The organism is Eubacterium sp. AF16-48 (assembly GCF_003479405.1).
Classification (GTDB): Bacteria; Bacillota; Clostridia; order Lachnospirales; family Lachnospiraceae; genus Eubacterium_G; species Eubacterium_G segne.
Genome location: NZ_QUHB01000013.1, coordinates 1 through 19379, shown reverse-complemented (window position 1 = coordinate 19379; position 19379 = coordinate 1). Strand labels below are relative to the sequence as shown.

Genomic DNA, 19379 nt, shown 5'->3' with positions numbered 1-19379 from the left:
CTATGTACCGCCCCCTCCCTTCGGTCAGCGGCAACTCGTCGGAAACATTTTTATTTTTTTGCTTTTTAAATCAAAAAAACGCACCGGCCTCGTAAAAGTCCAATGCGCTTTCTTTTTAACTTTTTAGTTTATATTCCACTGAGAACATATCCATTCATTTCCTGATGAATCCTTTTTCGTATAGAATTTAACTGAACTATAGCCAAAATCCACGGTTTTAAACAACTCATTAACTATATACATATCCACAAAGGAATCTGTATCAATATATTTAAGAGCGTCATCTGAAGATGTATTTTTCAGTGCTGTTTCAAAATTTGTAAGAGTATTTACCCAATTAGTATATTTAGTAGTTTACTCCTAATAGTTTTTATCAACCAACCATCCGGCATTTCCCATGGAAGCTCTGTCGCAGGTGATTCCATCTCCTGCATCATTAAATTTAATTGTCACCTTAGTGGCACCCTGTGGAACTTCCACTTTAATGTATTGTGACTTTCCGTAGGTTAATACACCTGTAGTTATTGCAGTAGAACCGTCAAAAGATACTTCACATTTAACTGATGCCTTGCCATAGTTAGCATCACTTACCACACTATCATCTATACCTGCAATTCCCATAAAGTATTTTGCATTCTTAGGAACGCTATATTCAAAGTAACCATTGGCATTTGTGGAAATACCATTATCATATTTAACACCTGAAATGCTTATAACCCCACCTCTGGTATTTTTATTTACACTAGCCGGATCACCACTATAGCCTGTAGTAGCACTTAGATAGTCTTTTCCCAAAAATACATCCGGTTTTATATTCATATAATCGTCACCATCCGGTGTATACAGATTGTCATTCCATCCATACACAACCTTAGAATCTCTGTAATATGGATTACCTTTAGTTGTAAAATATCCCGTATACTTTTCTGCCGGAACAAACTGTGCTACGTTTAGAATACTTTTATAAAGATATTCATGGCCTCTGTAATTAGATGCCAGACTCTTTTGATACATGTATGATGCCACCCTTGCAATACATGTAGAAACAGATTTTGTACTGTAAATTATTGTTCCACCTGTTGTTACCACAAAAGCTCTTACATGTATTTTATTTCCCGGGTGAAGGTTATCAATTGTATCCTGCATTGTCTGTACATATGATGAATATGTATCGTCCTTCTCCTTAATGGCATTTTCCGTAGCTGTAGCTGCAAGAGTAAAAGGATTAACAGTTTCTGCTGTTTCATCATTTAAATTGTAACTTTTTAATAATGTTCCTGAAGCTGTAAAGGATGTTCCATCAGGAATACCCTGGTCCGGCTCTATTGTATAAAGAGTTCCAAATTTAGCAACTGTGTAGGAAACCTTTCCAACTGTAATTCTACCGCCAATGTTTGGTGCCTTACATACTGTTCTAAATCCCACTAATCCCTGATTTTCATCTTCCTCAGACCAGTTAGTTTTCATCTGAAAGCCTGATACTGAAACATCATCACTGGCAAGTAAAACAGTTTGTGTTCCGCTAATTTGCTGTTCATCGTTATACACCTTAAGGCTTACATTCTCAATTGTAACATTGGCTGCTTTACTGGCACCATTAATGTAACCCATCATTATTCCGTACAATACATTAGCTGCTGTGCTCTGATTTGCCTGAAACTGTATCTGAACTGTTTTAGTTTCCCCTGCCGAAACATCAACATCCTCCTTAGCAAATACTGTCCAGTCACCACCATTGTTTCCATCACTCTGAATCAAAAGCTGAAATGACTTATCCACATCAGAAGTGATTTTAAATTGCGCCACATACCATTTACCTTCATACAACTGAATATTCTTCTGAACTAACTGTGTTGCCCAGTTATCACCACTTTCATAAGCCGGAATTTCAACTTTTAACTTTCCATTGCCCTGATTAGTGTATTTATTTCCACCATATTCATCCCAATGAGTAACATTGCCTTCCTCAAATTCCGTGTCCTTAAGCAATTCTGTTCCGTCTTTAATTTCCGGCGTTGTAACCGGTTCCGAAACTGTAGTTGTTTCTTCACTTTCCTCTACAACTGAAATTGATGTAAAATCCACTATACATCCATTCGGCATACCACATAATGCAAACACCGCCGTAAAACCTGTCACTCCCGTAATTGTATCTGTTATAGTGTTTTCACCTTCAACTGCCGGATAAATATTATCATTCCTACCTGCTATTCCATCAGGTTTATATAACATATTTCCTGCCTTTGTTGATGTGTACTTTATGGTACATTTATATGTTTTTGCCGGGTCAAGTCCTGACACAGGATAGTGTACCTGTATTGCCCACCTATCATCACCTGTTGTAGCCCCATTTGAGGAGTTAATTTTGATTGCTAAATCATCAAAAGAAGCTCCTTCTCCTTTTATGGATACATCTGTAGGCTGTGCCCATGTACTTGCCTTATATATCTTTGACCATTTTCCCAATGCCTGTTCAACGTTTTTTGTTGTTGAAAGCTGAGTGAATCCGTCTTCATCAGTACCTGCACTTACAGTACCGGGATTCATTGCAAAAGTTGATACAATCATTGATAGCACACAGATAAATGCAATTATTTTTTTATATATTACTTTCATATTTATCTCACTTTCCTATACGTCTTATATGCTAAAAACCGCACTAACCAAGCAAATCTAAGTCCGGAGGAACGTAATTACCACTTATTATATCCACTCCGGCATTCCATCTGTCTCCCGGCTTTTCGTTTCCTGTTTCTAATTCCACCATAACCCTTTTATTAACATCAAACTTGGTAACCAGGATTTCAGGTGTTTCGTATAATTTTCTCATTTTTACTACCTCCGTATCTGATTACTCTTCATCCACATCATAATCTGTTATTATTCCGTTGTTCCAGGAATATTGTGACATTCTGTAGTATCCTGTATAGTATTTGCCCGGTGATTTGTTTACCTCTGTTTTTTCAACTTCGTAGTAAATCCACTGGGACAGAGTATCATATTTTGTGCCTGAAGCCGTATTTAACCTTTCAAGAAGCTCTTTATTATAATCACCAATACTTCCGTCTGTATTGTACTTCTTCATGGCAAAATCTTTATTTGGCACTGAACTTTCCCTCTGACTATACTTATATCCTCCAAGACAATGTACATAATCATACATACTTTTGTAGCATGCATTTACAAGATTATAATCATGACCTTTAGATTTAATATTAAGTTTAACCATCATGGCATTGGCAATTTGTAATCTGTTTTTGTCCATATTTACTATGTTAAGAACGTTATTGTACAGATAGTTATGAGCAGTCTGTGTACTCATTTTCTGATTCTCATAAAGGTTCCGGGCAATTTCGTACATATTAATTGTATATATGTCATTGCCATACTCATACTTATAGTATTTGCCATCTTCCTGATAATCATAATTATCTGCCGTTCCCTCTACAACTGCATATGCACGGTATGTTAAATTCTGTGTCAACATTCCATACATATAGGATGTAGCATAGAAAGTAAGAGCATAATAATTCCAATGTGTATATGGATGTGGGTCGTCCTCTCTTGTTGTCCAGTCTCCATAATATCCACCTGTGGTCTCTTCGTGATAATATATATTATCCTTTATTTTTCCATCTACACCGTCCTTTTCTGCTCCTGCTGTTCCGTCATTGTTCAGATTTGAGGATTTAGGAATCGTCAGATTCTTAACTGCATCTGCTCCTGTTCCCACTGCGTTGGCTGTTCCAAAAATAACTCCTGCCTTTACAACTTTTCTTCTCTTAATTGTATTTTTGCTTACACGGCAAACAACTCTGAATGATGGCGAGAACTCAGCCGGTGCTCCCTTTACATTGCTGACGTTCATCTGATATCCCTGTACTTCTACATCACCTAAGTCTTCACTTGTATTTGTACATAAGATATTTACATCTTTATTAATTGCATTTGTTGTCACTAATGGGTCGAAATTATCTTCAACCTTAGCTTCTTTATTTATTGAAGTATCCACTCCACCCACTGTATAAGTAGTAGAATACCATTCCTCTTTCGTTTCAGTAACTGTTATGGCACATCCGTCATATACAATAAATGAAATACTTTCTCCATCTTTCAAGCTAAATTTGTACTTTCCTTTTTCACTGTTTGTAACAGAAGTATCTGTACACAATACAGCATTTACGCTTTCCATTCCTAATGCAATACCTGCCGTAAAGCTAAAACTCTTTGATAGCTTTTCCTGTTCCCCCATATTTCCTGCAACCTTCTTCTCAATGGTTACTTTGTGGGTTGGCTTATATGTATTTACAAATAACTCGCTGTTATCAGTATTTGGGTTATATACAAAAGCTGTACCACTATATGAAACAGAGGTTTCTGATAATTTAGAAACAGGAACACTATTCACTGTTTTTCCGGCTGTTACCTGTGACAGATAGAATGAAGTTCCAATCATCGTTTTAACCTCTTCCTCTGTTACCGTATATGTCTTTCCTGAATCTAAAACACCTGCTGCTTCAAAAGAAACTGTTGCAAAGAAACTATCTGATGTCTCACCGTCTGCATTATCAATTGCAGTAAAATCACTTTTTGCAAAAGTCTTTGAATACTTTTCAGTATCTCCATCTTTTACGGTAAGTTTTACCTTATAATCATCAGGTATTTCCGTCAGTCCCTCCACTCTTTTGGTAAGGGTAACTATTCCACTTTGATAGTAAAGAATTAATGTATCATGGTCATACGCTACAGTAAATCTTCTGTCATTATTATCAATGTAATATCCCTTTTCTTCTGTACGAGGAGTTGTTCCATCATATATAATGTTTCCTTCTGAATCCCTCTTATATTTTAATATGTTGCTTTCTTTTAACGTGTATTCTGAAAGATTAATGTGATTTCCATCACTATCCTTAACATCTTCCGGAAGAGTATCCGGTATGTCTACTCTGTCATAAGGGGCAACAATACCTGTTGTTGTATATACTTCTTCCCCGTTTACAACATACTTAATCTTGTACTGCTTCTTCTGTTCAAAAGTTACATTGTCAAGAAGGTTACCTATTGTTCTGTTTCCATCTGTACCATCAATAGATACAAAGAAAAATCTTGTTAAATAGTTCTTGTCAGCAACAGGTACTGTATATTTACCACTATTATGTTTCCACTCACCTGCTGTAGCGGTGCTGGTAACTTTCCAAACTGTAGCCTGTACTCCATTATCTAAAGTAATTACCTTTCCGTTCTCGTATTCAGTTGATACTGCATCTGTAACTCCCTGATTTGTAGCAGCAGTAACAATTTTTTCAATTTCAGTATCCTTTGTGTAATTTAAGGCATCATTAGTAGACATTGCCACAACAAGCATGGAGTTTGTTGCTCCATTTGATACCCTTCTTGCTGCATGGTCTAAATCCCAGTAACATTCTGAACCCGGTGTTGTAAGTATATCCTGATATAATGCTCCCTGTTCCTCACAGTTTAATTCTGCGAACTGGTCGCCATGGGAATTATCACCATACATATCTTTTTGTGAAACCGAGAATCCGACCTGCTGTTTTGTCTCACTGTCAGTTCTTAAGTTTCTTCCATTTACAATTTCAATATCATGAGTTGTTTTATGGCGGTTACGGGTGTTGTAATATCCCGGTCCTGTTGTTTTCCAGAATAATCCGTCAAATCCGTTAGGATACTGCTGCTCATCACCATTTGAGTTATATGGGAATCTTGCATCCATTGACTTATCTTTTTCCTCATCATGTGAAAACATTGCAGGAAACTCAAAATCACCGTTTTGAACATCGTTATAATACTGAACATGATAAGGCTGTGACCACTTGCCATTTTCGGCTTTAACTCTATAGTAGTATCCTCCACCTAAGTCATCAGCAACATTTACCCTCGCTCCATTATTACTTATAACCTGTACATCTTTTCTCTTTTCTGATACTGTCTGCCAATTTTTACCATCTTCACTTTTTTCCCATGAATAAGTTGTATCTGAACCTGCATTCTTTACATTAAGGGTACCATTTTTCATAATTGAATCCTCAATGTAAATTCCATGGGAGTTTAGTATTTTAAGATTAAATTTTATTGAAAATACCGGTTTTGCTCCACTTACAGGATATCCGTCAGTTCCAATATCCGAACGATTATATATTCTGCATCCAATCTGTGTAGTTACATAATCACTGTCACCAAAATCCAAATTTTCCGGTAACTGATATTGTACCGTTGCCTGTTGTTTTGCAATATATTTTGCAATATTTTCATCGTGGTTGTCAGCTCCCCACAGAGATGCTCCGCTATTACCATTAGACCAGAATACTTCCTGCTTGTCGTAATCTACGTTTATGTCTCTTGGATTAACATAGAAGAACACATTTCTGTTGCCTGAATCATACACAACCTCATATGTGTCACCTGATAACAGGATATCTCCTGTTACAAGGGATGAATCTATAACGCCTAAAGGATATGTATCACTTACTGAATTTTCGTATTTTGTATCCTGTAATTTTGATACAGGGTAAACACCAAGGGATTTGCTGCCTACTTCATTCCAATAATCAGACTTCTGATTATCCTTAGCCCAAACTTCAAATTCATATAATGATATTCCAAGGGAGGTGTCTGCACATTCATCAACGTACAGTTTAACATACCGTGCTTTAACCTCATCAAAATGAAAACTATATCCTAATATCTTGTCTCCACCTAATCCTGATGCACTACCCGGCTCAGTCCATTGAGAAACATTTTTTAAATCCTTCCAATTTGTTCCATCATTAGATGTTGCAATTTTAAATGACTTAGCATAAGCATTAGAATACTTTAAATCTATACTGCGTAATCCATATTCCCTGCCTAAATCAATTGTATATTCAGGGTGTGTGCTGCCTGCTGTCCATTTAGTTGTATCTTTTCCATCTGTAGCATACTTTGCAGGATTTACGGTACTTGCACTATCACATGTTATATCCTTATTTACTGCCACATCTGTCAGATAACCCGGAACTTTTGTACCATATACCTTTAACTCATATATAGACATTTTCTTATGATAAGAATTCATTTCATTAGCTTTAATTCTTACATATCTTGCCTTTCCAAGGCATGTGTCTTTTGATGTGTACAATACTTTTCCATTATAAGTCCCGTCATTTTTAATATTTTTATCCCCTATAAAATCCTCCGATGAAACTGTTTTTGATGTAACCCATGTTTTTCCATCCTTTGAAGTCTGTATTTCAAAACTCTTTGCATATGCTGTTTCAAACAATACCTCTACACGTTCTATTTCATAAAGGCTTTCTAAATCTACATAAATCCATCCGCCTTCGTTATTATTTGCCCATCTTGTAGAACTGTCTCCATCAACTGCATTATCTGCCGGATAAACTGTTTCGCCCTCTTTTTGTTCACTTTCAGCGTATGCCTTTTTTCCTTTGGCAATGTTGTCATCCTCTATGTCAAAGTAATCAATATTTACCTGCTGCCATGCATTATCTTTGTTGTACAAGATATTTGAAGCACCGGTAATATCAATATAATTAACTCCTGCTTTTAATTCTACAGTTGCTTTTATTTCACCTACACTGTTCCAGCCACCTGTCTTTGGTGCAGAAATACTTTTCCATGCACTATCATCAGAACTGTTTACACGAACATCAATGTTGGTATCGTATTCTCCACCATTTGCGTATCCCACAACTATGTTATAACAACCATCTTCTTTTACATTTACATACTGTGTAAGATATGCACGTCCGTCCTTTGGCCATGTATTCATGCCACCTATAGCTGTTTTTCCTGAATAATTTGAAAATACTTCAAGGCTATATTCACCTGATGCCGAACCTTTAGTATATGCATGGGCATTTTCTGCTTCATGTCTTATATTCATTTCTTCCGGAGTATATGCAAACTTAAACCATCCCAGGTTTACTGAATAACTGTTGGCAATTCTAGGTATTACCTTAAAGTAAATTTTATGGTTTCCATCAGGTATATTTACATCCACCGTTTTGGTTACATAAGCGCTCCAACCTCCTGTAGTGTCGTTACAGTCAAAGGTTGTAACCGGTGCTCCACTCATGGAATCCACATACATTTCAACAGTTCCACCACAATCCGTTGCAACAGAATATGACAGGGTTACTCCTGATGCCTTTCTGTCAAAATATACATCATATTCTGCATATCCTTCGCCTTTTATACCTGTAAGTTTTCCCCCTTCATCTCCTCCAATGTTGCCTGAGGATTTAGGGCCTGCATCTAACTGTACTCCGTTTAATTCTACATTTTCCCTTGAACTGAAAGCTTTTTTGCTGTAATTATTTTCAGAAACATATGAAAGTTCAAAGTTATCTAAACGTACCCATTTCCAATCAGTACCGGTATTAACGGCTCCTGTAATATCAATGGCATTTATTCCCTTTTTAAGTGAAACCGTAGTTGTAAATTCCTTTACCTCATCCCATGAAGAACTGTGGTCTTTTAAAGTCCATGATCTCCAATCTCTGTCAGTATCACCATTTATCCTATAATCAATTCTTGTGTCCTTTCCACATTCTAATGAATACTTTAATTTAAATGTGTATGTACCTGCATTTTTGGCATTAACATATGTGGTAGTGTAGGCTCTGCCATCTGCCTCCCATGTATTTAAACCTCCAATGGCTGCTCCATTTGAGAAATTACCACTACTACTTACTTCCCTGCCATTAGCCGGACCTAAAATTGTCTCATGAGCATTTTCTATTTCATGAGTTCCTACTGCATCCACATAAGGTGATTCAAAATAAAAACAATCTACATTAGCACACCAGTCCTTAGATGTGGAATATTTAAGGTACACCTGATGAATACCTGACGGTATGTTGGCATCTACTGTTTTATATACAAAATTACTCCATTCTGAGCCTGTCTCTGTTACTTCAACAGTTGCCACAGGTGTGCTGTCCATACTGTCTAAATATACATTGACAGTTCCCCCTGCAACTGTACTTTTTGCAGAATATCTTATTGTAAACTTTGAAGCTGCACGGTTAAAGTTAACATTATACATAGTCCAGGTTCCGTCATTTACATGGGCTATATTTCCTGTACCACTTTGACCGTAATCTGTGTTTGTTTCATTATTAATATCTGCATGTTTATCGTCATTGTCCTCTGCCTCAATAACATTACCTGCTATTTTTGTTCCTGAAAAAGCATTCTTAACCTTGGAACTTCCTACCTTTCCTAAAGCCACCTCTGTTGCAAGCTTAGAACAATACTTGGCACCATTCATGGAAAAATAAACATACTCTCTGTCATTTACCTTACATAGGCTTCTATGTGTAGCATGATCTCCTTCCGGGTCACCCTTATCAAAGAATATAACATCAATATAATTTTTAGATACATCTGCATTAATTTCATATTTATACCAGCCTGTATCTCCATCCTTTTCCATAAATGTCGTGTTCCAGTCTCCTGTGTACTGACCGCTTACACTGTCATTGTACCCATGTATTCCTACTCCACTCCAATTTGAAGCATTGTAAAAATACACTGTGGTCTTTACATCTTCTGCAAAGACTTTAGTTAAATCTGTTGGTGTTACTGATGTGAATACCATACAGACTGAAAGGAACAACGTTAAAAATGTTTTTACCCTTTTTAATCCTTTCACTTTTTTCCCTCCTTTAATGATCCAAATTTGTTATCTGCCTATGGCAAACATTTATACATGTTAATTATAAACTTAATTTTTTATTATTTAGAGTGACATTTTTTTATTTCAGGTGTCCTTTTTTTTATGTGTTTTTATTCGTTTTTTAGGTTTAACGTTCAACTCTATTAAGATAGTTTGTAAACTAAATCAGAAAAAAACTGCCATACCGGCTTTGATGTTATCCCGTATGGCAGCTTCATTAAATTATATTAAATTTTAATTTGTTCCTACTAAATCATTTCCCCAGCTGTAATCAACCTCAGCATAATTTGGATTTACAACTTTCAAAATGCTGTTGTAAAGATACTCATGTGCAGTGATTGTATTCATCTTAACATTCTTATACAAAACATCTGCAATATCATATACTGAATAACTCTTAACAGTGCTGTATCTGTAAGTTCCGTCTGACAATTTTGCATAGGCTCTGATTTTGTATTCTGCCGAATACTCTACCGAAGTAAATGAACCAAATAACGTTGTCCTTACAAAATATGTAGCTGTGTCTGAGCTTCCAAATACAGTATCTGTTGTTCCCTGCGATGTGGAATCTAAAGCTGCAACATACTTACTGTCACTGTTTACACGCATATCATCATCAGAGATATTAAAGGTGTTTCCACCTGCTTTATTTACTCCGTAAATTAATCCCCATCCTACAACATTCTTTCCGTCTATTGTCGGTTCTACTGAACCGACAACCCTGCTGCCTTTGCGGGTAGCACTTATCTGATATCCTTCTATTTTAATGCTTCCACTTTCCATAGTCGGTTCCACATAAGCTTCATCGCTAAATAAGAAATAGTCAATATTTCCTACATGTGTCTTTCCACTGTCCGGTGTAAATTTAAGATATACATTATGTACTCCGGCGCTTATTTCAGTTTTCAGCGCAAACTGTTTTTCAACATATGCATCCCAACTGTCCTCAGCTGTTTCTGTAAGATAAAATTCACCGACAGGTGTTCCGTCTAAACTGTCTAAATACAATGAAACCTTTCCGGTAGCAATCTTACCTCTTACTGAATATCTCATTATGATGCTCTTTGCAGTTTTAGTAAATCTTACACTATCGTATCTTGCCCACTCTCCATCATTGGTATTTCCAAGGTATGTATCATAATTAATTGTTCCGTTGAAATCGTCTGTTTTCTCAGCTTCTATTTTTGAGAATGCATCTTTATATGCGCTGTCTACCAAAATAGTTCCATCCGGTACTATCCATTCACCGTTTACAGTTTCCATATGGAATGTCTCCCATGAACCTCCTATACTGTCGGAAGTTGAAAGAATTGCCTTATCTCCACTTGGATCAACTGCCAGATATTTTCCATTGGCAATGGATTTAATGGCAAACTGTTTACTCTTACTTGTATCTGATGCATATCTTTCTATAACGAACTTTTCTCCGTTATAAATTGCTGATGTACTTGCAGTAAGATATGAACCTTCACTTACCATGCATATATATTTTCCGGATATTAATGACTTAAAGGAAACTGTTCCGTCACTGTTCTTAATTATCTTAAACTGTTCCCCTTCATCTCTCTTGTCGCTGGACGCCACAATTGTTGTATCGCTGCTTCCATTTTTACACTTTGCATACTGATTAGATGAATCTGACTTTAAGAAAAAGTATCCCTGGTCATCATTTGTTGCCTTTGCAAATTTAAAATAGTCAAAATTGCAAACATGAGTAGTATCCGCCTTAAATACTACATATACATTTTGTACTCCTGTAATACGTGCCGTATCAATTGTAACTTCTTTCCAATTCTGCCATGTTCCCGTATTTTCAATACTTGCCTTTGCTATAAGAGGACCTGTTGTACTTCCCAGTCTAAATTCAATGGTTCCATTTGCACCTTCTTTTTCGGTACTTCTTGAATACTTGAAAGTCAACTTTGATGCTCCTGCATCTCCAAAATCAATGTTATAGTAAGCAGCATAGTTTCCGTTCATTACGCCTCCTAAACTTCTGCCACCACTAGTTCCACTGGAATTTTCTGAAATAAGTCCCTTACAGTAATCCAAATCTTCCGCTTCAATATTTGAATATGCATCTCTCTCTAAACTATCTGCATATGTAGGAATATTTGCCATAAGTGAAATAGCATTATATGCTGCAAAAGAATCCCATGTAGCATCTTCTGCTGCCTTTTTCTGCCATGAACACTGCATAATTCCCTTTGAATTACTATTCATCCATGCTACTTTTGCATTGTCCTTAAAGAATGAAAGATACTCGCCTTTATTAAAATCTACAATGAACTTTCTCATATATCTCATAAGGATACCACGCATACCTGAAAGGTCACCGGAGTTTGTGTTCTCTTCCTTAAGAATATTATTGTAACAAAGGCCTTTTACCGTATTTGCCATTACATTACATGCATCATCATAATACTGCTGTGTTCCATATTTTTCATAAAGCATAATTGCAGCTCCAAGGAAAGTTCCCTGATTATATGTAGAACGCCAGTTGTTTCCTGGACTATCCCATACATGTCCTGCATCATCACCTTCTCTTACATACAATGAACTGTTTCTCCATGCATCAAATACGCTTTTTGCCTTGGTATAGTAACTTTCATCACCTGTTGCAATTGCAAGATAACAAGCTCCTACTGTGGCAGGACCATTAATACATGATGTGGTTCCGTCACCTCTTCCGCTTTCATGAGACCATCTGATAAGTCCGTCTGTTCTTCCTTCTGTTCCTCTTTTATACATAAAGTCCCAGTTTTTCTTTGCAATATCTAAGTAACTCTGGTCTCCAAATAATAAATATGCTCTTACTGAATCAAGTACAGCCCAGGCTATATCATCATTAAAATCATTATTTGACCAGTAATCTCCGTTTCTTGCTATGAAATCTTTATATGTATTTTGAAACATTTCTTTATAAATAGATTTACCTGTAGTTTCATAACCATCAAGCATAGCTTCCATAACTTCGGCAATTCCCCAGAAACCGCCACCTAAACTGTTATATCCTGTGGTTGAATTTTTTACATAATACTTATTTTTAAATGCCTCTAATGCCTTATCAGCCATTGCCTCTGTAAAGGTTGCATCCTCCACGTCACTTTTCTGGATTCTCCATATCTGACGTGGCTCATAATCTACGCTTTTTGCCTTTGTCCATAATCTGACCTGGGCACCGTCGGTATCCTTTTTATCATCGTCACTAATAATTTCAGCATATTCTTCCTCACCGCTATCATTCTTTACCGCTGAAACAATATAATAACATCCTGCATAGGTTCCTGATGTAATAGGCACCAGTTTCCATCTGTAGTTATCAGAATTATCATTACCGTTTAAATCCATATTATCCCCATTATTTTTTCCGGTTATTTTTATGCTCTTACCGGATACTGCATTGGTAATATTGTAATAATCTCCCGTTTCCTTTAATGTCCATCTTGCTAAATTACTCATTGCATCTGTATTCCAAACTACGCAATTTGCATAAAATGTTGAAAGGTCAGTCTGGGTTATTGCCTTTCCATTATATGCAGATACAATTGTGTAAGTTGCACCATTAGTTATTCCTGAAGTTGCGGCTTTTACTTCAACACTTTGTCCTATGCTAACATTAGGGCAAAATGTAACAATCATGGTTGCAACAAGCAATAATGAAATAAATTTCTTAAACTTATTCATTTTGTACCTCCTTTTTTTATTTTAAAAGAGCCAAATACCCTCCTTCGTATTTAGCTCTTTATGTACTATTTGTGTGCCATTTATTTTACCACTATGTTTCCCCAGTCGTAATCTCCCTCTTTATAACTGCTGTTTACATATTTCAATATTTTAGTATATAAATAGTCATATGAAGACTTGTTGCTTACTAACTGATTCTGATAAATATAATCTGCAATATCGTATACAGTATATGAATCCACATTACTGTAAACTATGGAGCCATCTGCTAACTTTGCATATGCTCTTACATAGTATTTAGCAGTAAATGCATTAGCTGTTACATTATCTGTTCCATCTCCTGCATCACAGCTCATTGTCATTACATAGTATGATGCTGTTTCTGAATCTCCTAACTGAACACTTGACTTTCCTGCATCGGTAGCCATATATCTCTTTACGTAATCGCTGGATGAATCATATGTTAAATCTGATTCACTTATTGGATTGTTTCCATAAACCAGTCCGTAAATAAGTCCTTTTTCGGAAACTTCCTTTCCATTAACTGTAGGCTCTACCTCATATACAACACGCATACCCATATTTCCTGCTATGCCGTTTAATGAAGAGGTCATCTGATATCCTGTAATATCAATGTCTGTACTGATTGTTTCACTTCCCGCTGTATTATAATTAATATTCCACTGGCTGCACATCCATTTATTTCTTGTTTCTAACCAGTTAGTGAGATATTCAACATGTTCATCATATGTATAATTAATGTATGGTGACAATGTACTATATCCATATGGGTAATATTTGTATTCAGCCGAATCCGGTGTTGATTGGCTCCAGCCTGCACCGCCTTCACTTATTGCCGAATAGTTTCTGTCTTTTGATTTTCCCATATAATTCAAGTTAGCATTTATTCTGCTAATTCCTAAAGAATTTTCGCTGTAAAGATTCTGAATCTGTGGCTGCATTGACCTAAATTTTGAAATAACCTTATTTTTAAAGGTACTATTCTTCATTAAGTATCCAAACCACGTATTTACCTGCTGACATCTGAAAGCATCTGTCTTTCTACATTCTTCCACAGATGAATTTCCTGATGACAAATCAAAATCCCACAAAGGCCCTGCATATATAATTGTATTTCCCTTTGCATCTTCCTTTGTATAGAACTTAACTGAACTGTAACCAAAATCAACCGTGTTAAATAATTCATTTACAATATACATATCCACAAATGAATCTACATTTATGCAGTCTAACACTTTGTCTGAAGACGTATCGGTTAATGCCGTTTCAAAAGCTGATAATGTGTTCACCCAGTTTGAATACTTAGCAGTGTCTGTTCCTAAGCCTTCCGGATCCTCCACTACGAATCTTACACCAAGATTTGTTGTATAATATGTAGCTCCTGCTTCTTCTCTGTCAGCCTCTAACTCAAACATCATTTCCTTATCATTTGTTTCATCATAAGAAACTCCTGATCTTCCATTGTCTGCCGGCTCACTTACCAGATATGTTCCCTTAAGCTGTCCGTTAATGTATAGGTCTGCATAATGTTCCTCCGGTGTTGCCACCATTCCCAATTCTTTTCCAAGTTCCATTGCAAGTTTATTTCTGATAAGGGTCTTATCAAATGCATTTGCCAAAAGGCACCACTTTTTAGCTGCCTTAGCACCACTAAATAATGTCTGCTTAGAACTAAAGGATATATTGTAAGCGGCTTTATCTGCCAAAGATGTTGAATTTCCTCTTAATTTAATTGTTCCTGTATCACTTACGGAATTCACACCGTCTTCTCCACCTATAACGGTTATTGTACCCGGTGTTTTACTTTCCTTTGTGATTGTTGGATTAGCATCATCTGTAACTACATAAATTCTTGATATATCGTCCGGGTCTTTACTCATGTCATGAGTTTCCCTCTCTGTAGTAGCTTCTGTTACAGCCTCAGTTGTTTCAGGTACGGTTTCATTCTTTTTAATGTTAACGCTTCCCAGTAAAGTTCCATCCTGTGCATAATATGCCACTGTTGATGTCCCTGAAAGTGCTGTTAAATATACAACCGCTCCTGCACCGTCAATTGCCACTGATTCATTTCCTACTTTATTTCCATTAATTGTAACGTAACCTATGGCTACCTTTGTACTCATGTATATTCCATCTGCATTGGCAAATCCCGGGTGCTGTACATTTACAACAGTAATGTTATCTGCACTTGCATATGAATACATGTTATTTGAATTGTCTACTGTTATCCATTCTTCATCACCTGTAACCGGCTTAACAGTTGTCGGTTCAGGTGCTTTCGTTGTTTCAATTACTGAAGGAGTAGTATCCGTAAGAGTTACATTCTTAAAGTTTAATGTAGTTCCTGCGGCAACTTTTCCTAAATCAAACATAAACTGTACCGTGTCATTGGTAGGTTTAAATGTTCCTGAATAAACATTATCTCCTGATACTAATGTTTTTGTGCCAAAATTAATATCTCCAACTTCATCCTTCATGAAGACCGAAGCTCCTGCCTGATTGGAATTAACTGTTACACTATATGAATATGTGTGTCCCGGTGTAACACTTAATTTCTTTGTATGGGCATTCATTCCCCATTCCTGTCCGCCGCTTGCCGTAACTTTCAATGAAAAATCATTTAAGTCTGAACCACCTTTATATCTTGCTGCAGTTCCTGCCCAAGATGAACCTACATAGTAATTCCAGCTTCCAAGGTTTACAGTATTATCTGATGCACATGTTGTGTATCCGTCATCTACCTGTGTAGGCTGAGTAACGTTTTCTGTCTTTTTATTTATTACAAAGTCAGAATCTGAACCCTGATATACTCTTACGTAGTCAACGTACATAATCGCATTGGAAAAGCTGTCACTTACAGTCTGATACTGGGTAAACGGTGTATTTGGACCTCCAATGGCAAGGTTTAACAAAATATAATGATTTCGCTGAAATTCTTCCATTGCTGCACTTGAAATACTCATGGTTTCATAGCATGTATCATCTACAAACCATTTCATTACATCTCCATACCATTCCACTGAATATCTGTGCCACTGTTCAATACTTCCTATGTAACCAAACTGACCGTTTGTTTCACTTCCTGCATACACATGATTATATGAATCCCATAATGAAGTACCCGGATTCCAATGTAATGTACCAATTGCAGTGTTTTCCGTGTTTCTGTGTTCCATAATGTCAATTTCGCCACAATTAGGCCAGTTTCCATTTTCACCCATCATCCAGAATGCAGGCCACACTCCTGACTGACTGCCATTTTGAACTCGCATTTTGCACTCAATTTTTCCGTATCTTGCAAACTGCTTTCCCTTTGTTGTCAGTCTTCCTGATGTAATCTGTCCATTTTCTCTCTGTGCCTTAATTGCAAGACATCTGCCGTCACTAGACTCCGAATCCCATGATGTATCTGCAATATAAACGTTATTTGTACTTGTTGTGTAATTCTGAATTTCGTTATTTCCCCATCCGCTGTTTCCGGTATCATAATTCCATACAGAAGTATCAACGCCACTTCCTACATTTCCGTTGAAATCCTCAGACCATACTAATTTCCATGATCCGCTTCCCCCTGATGATGTTACCGCCGCATTGACTTTATTAGCCGGTGTAAACTGTATTCCTGCTATTATAACAGCTACAGCAGTAAGCAATGACATAACCTTTTTAAACATATGCCCCCTCCTATTTACATTCTTTTTTATAGATTAACATTTTACAATTTAATACTCAATGTAATATGAAATTTGCTTACCTATTCTAAAAAAAACTTCCCCTCCGAAAATATCTGTTCTTTTTCGGAAGGGAGATTTTACTTTATTTTACGATTGTATTTACCCAATCATAATCTTTTTCTATGTAGTTGTTATTAACATACTTCAAGGTACGATTTTCATTACTTTTTTATTTTCACTTTTTTCACTTTAGACCATTTGCTTGTGTATGTCTTCTTTCCGACTTTCTTCAAAGCTCTTGCTCTTACATACAATTTCTTTTTGTTCTTTAATTTTTTGCTCTTTAGTGTAAAACTTGTTTTCTTTACTGTCTTCTTCAAAACAACTTTTTTGAATTTTTTGCTTTTTGAAATCTGAACCTGATATTTTGTTGCTCCCTTTACTTTTTTAAGAGATATTTTAATCTTAGCTGCCTTTTTAGATTTCTTAGCTGATTTTACAGCAGTTGCCTTAACCTTAACTTTTGTATCATTCTTTTTAGTGGTTGCCTGATTGTTGTTTTTTGTAGGTACAACTGTTGGTAAGTCTCCTCTGTTATGTGTTGTGGTTTCATCTACCGGCAAGTCTCCTGTATTGGATGTTGTGGTGAATAATTCATGCCACGGATTTGTTATTATATCTCCATCATAGTCGCCATTTGCTCCTTTGGCACTTAAAGATAACACTCCAAATGTTCCTAAGGATAAAGTTGCAACTAATGCATACATTGCTATTTTCTTATACAATTTCATTCTATTACTAATCCTCCTGTTTATTTCTTAATTTTTACTCTCTTAGCCTTTGACCATTTTCCTGTGTATACTTTTTTGTTTACAACTTTAACAGCTTTTGCTCTTACATATAATTTTTTCTTATTCTTTAATTTTCTGCTTTTTATAGTAAATTTTGCTTTCTTAACAGTTTTCTTTACAAGAACTTTTTTAAACTTCTTTGATGTTGAAACCTGTACTTTATATTTCTTTGCTCCCTTTACTTTCTTAAGGGATATTTTTACTTTTGCAGATACTTTTTTCTTTGAAGCAGATTTAACCTTTACTCTCTTTACTGTAACCTTCTTAGTAGTTGCCTGCTGTGTAGGCTTTACTGTCGGCTTATTTGTTGGAACTACCGTTGGTTTGTCTGTCGGTACTACTGTTGGTGCTTCCGTTGGTGCCTCTGTTGGGGCTTCCGTCGGTGCCACTGTAGGTGCTTCCGTCGGTGCCACTGTTGGGGCTTCCGTTGGCGTTACTGTTGGGGCTTCCGTCGGTGCCACTGTTGGGGCTTCCGTTGGCGTTACTGTAGGTGCTTCCGTTGGTGCCTCTGAAGGATTTCCTCTTTTAATAACAAATATAAGTTCTCCCTCTGTTTCAAGTTTAATCTTAACTATTGTATATGCATTATCAGGTAATAATGTTGGATTTAACTTAATAATGCCTGTGCCTAACATAGTAATTACACCATCTGCCGGAGCCTGTCCATTAATTGTTACATCTGCATTGGCACCTTCACCCTTAGGGTCATAAAATGAAATCTGTAAAGTTGTTCCTACATCTCCGTACCAGAATGACGCCCCTGTAATAGTTGATTTTACTATTGAATAACCTATTTTAAAATCCGAATTTTCTGCACATATTAAATCCTCATATGTAAGACTTCCAGGATCAATTTTATCTGTATCGTACTTGGTAGTAACTTCCGGCTTACCAGAAGTTGTTGTTTCACCAGGTGTAGGGGCTTCTGTAGTTGGGGCTTCTGTCTCCGTAAACAATTCTCCCCATGGATTCTTTATAATATCACCATTAAATTCTGTTTCAGTTTCTGTTTCCACTGCTTTGGCTGTATAATCTGCCATAGCCGGCATTGAACCTGCCAATACGGTAACTGCACATAATATCGCAATTGTCTTCCTCATTCTTTCCCTCCTGTAAAATATGTAGTGCCTCCTCCCTCCGGTCAGCGGCATTTTATCGGAAACATGTCTATAAGCGAACTTCGTTCGTTTAGTTTCCTATCTGTTCAAAATAATCACATTCATTCTACCATTATGGAATTTAAATAACAAGGTATATTTTTACCATATTATCATTATATATATTGTCCAAATCCACTAAAGAATTACTGCTAATCAGATTTTCTCCGACAAAAAAACAGAGGCAGAAACCCACCTCCGTTTTTATGTAAAGAAACTATTTCAGTTATTTAACTTTAACCTTTTTAGCTTTTGACCATTTTCCTGTGTAAGACTTCTTTCCTAC

General features: G+C 36.4%; 7 protein-coding genes. All 7 read right to left on the bottom strand.

Annotated elements, in window-relative coordinates; genetic code table 11:
* Positions 1 to 360: 360 nt before the first annotated feature.
* Entirely contained in the window at positions 361 to 2616 is a 2256-nt protein-coding gene (locus DWW68_RS11720) for an NPCBM/NEW2 domain-containing protein (RefSeq protein ID WP_118589891.1), read from the bottom strand.
* Positions 2617 to 2659: 43 nt separating this feature from the next.
* A complete protein-coding gene (locus tag DWW68_RS13510; protein WP_158576898.1) occupies positions 2660 to 2830 on the bottom strand; it encodes a hypothetical protein in 171 nt (56 codons plus the stop codon).
* 21 nt (positions 2831 to 2851) lie between these two features.
* Entirely contained in the window at positions 2852 to 9679 is a 6828-nt protein-coding gene (locus DWW68_RS11715) for a carbohydrate-binding protein (RefSeq protein WP_118589893.1), read from the bottom strand.
* A gap of 258 nt (positions 9680 to 9937) precedes the next feature.
* Positions 9938 to 13390, bottom strand: coding sequence for a glycoside hydrolase family 76 protein (locus tag DWW68_RS11710; protein ID WP_118589895.1), 3453 nt, complete (start codon positions 13388 to 13390; stop codon positions 9938 to 9940).
* Between the two features lie 80 nt (positions 13391 to 13470).
* Positions 13471 to 17085 carry a CotH kinase family protein gene (locus DWW68_RS11705; protein WP_118589897.1) on the bottom strand — a complete coding sequence of 1205 codons (3615 nt, stop codon included), beginning with the start codon at positions 17083 to 17085 and terminating at the stop codon, positions 13471 to 13473.
* A gap of 221 nt (positions 17086 to 17306) precedes the next feature.
* Positions 17307 to 17876 carry a hypothetical protein gene (locus DWW68_RS11700; RefSeq protein ID WP_118589899.1) on the bottom strand — a complete coding sequence of 190 codons (570 nt, stop codon included), beginning with the start codon at positions 17874 to 17876 and terminating at the stop codon, positions 17307 to 17309.
* Between the two features lie 20 nt (positions 17877 to 17896).
* Complete coding sequence (locus DWW68_RS11695; RefSeq protein ID WP_118589901.1) at positions 17897 to 19036, bottom strand: hypothetical protein; 1140 nt, start codon at positions 19034 to 19036, stop codon at positions 17897 to 17899.
* Positions 19037 to 19379: the final 343 nt, after the last annotated feature.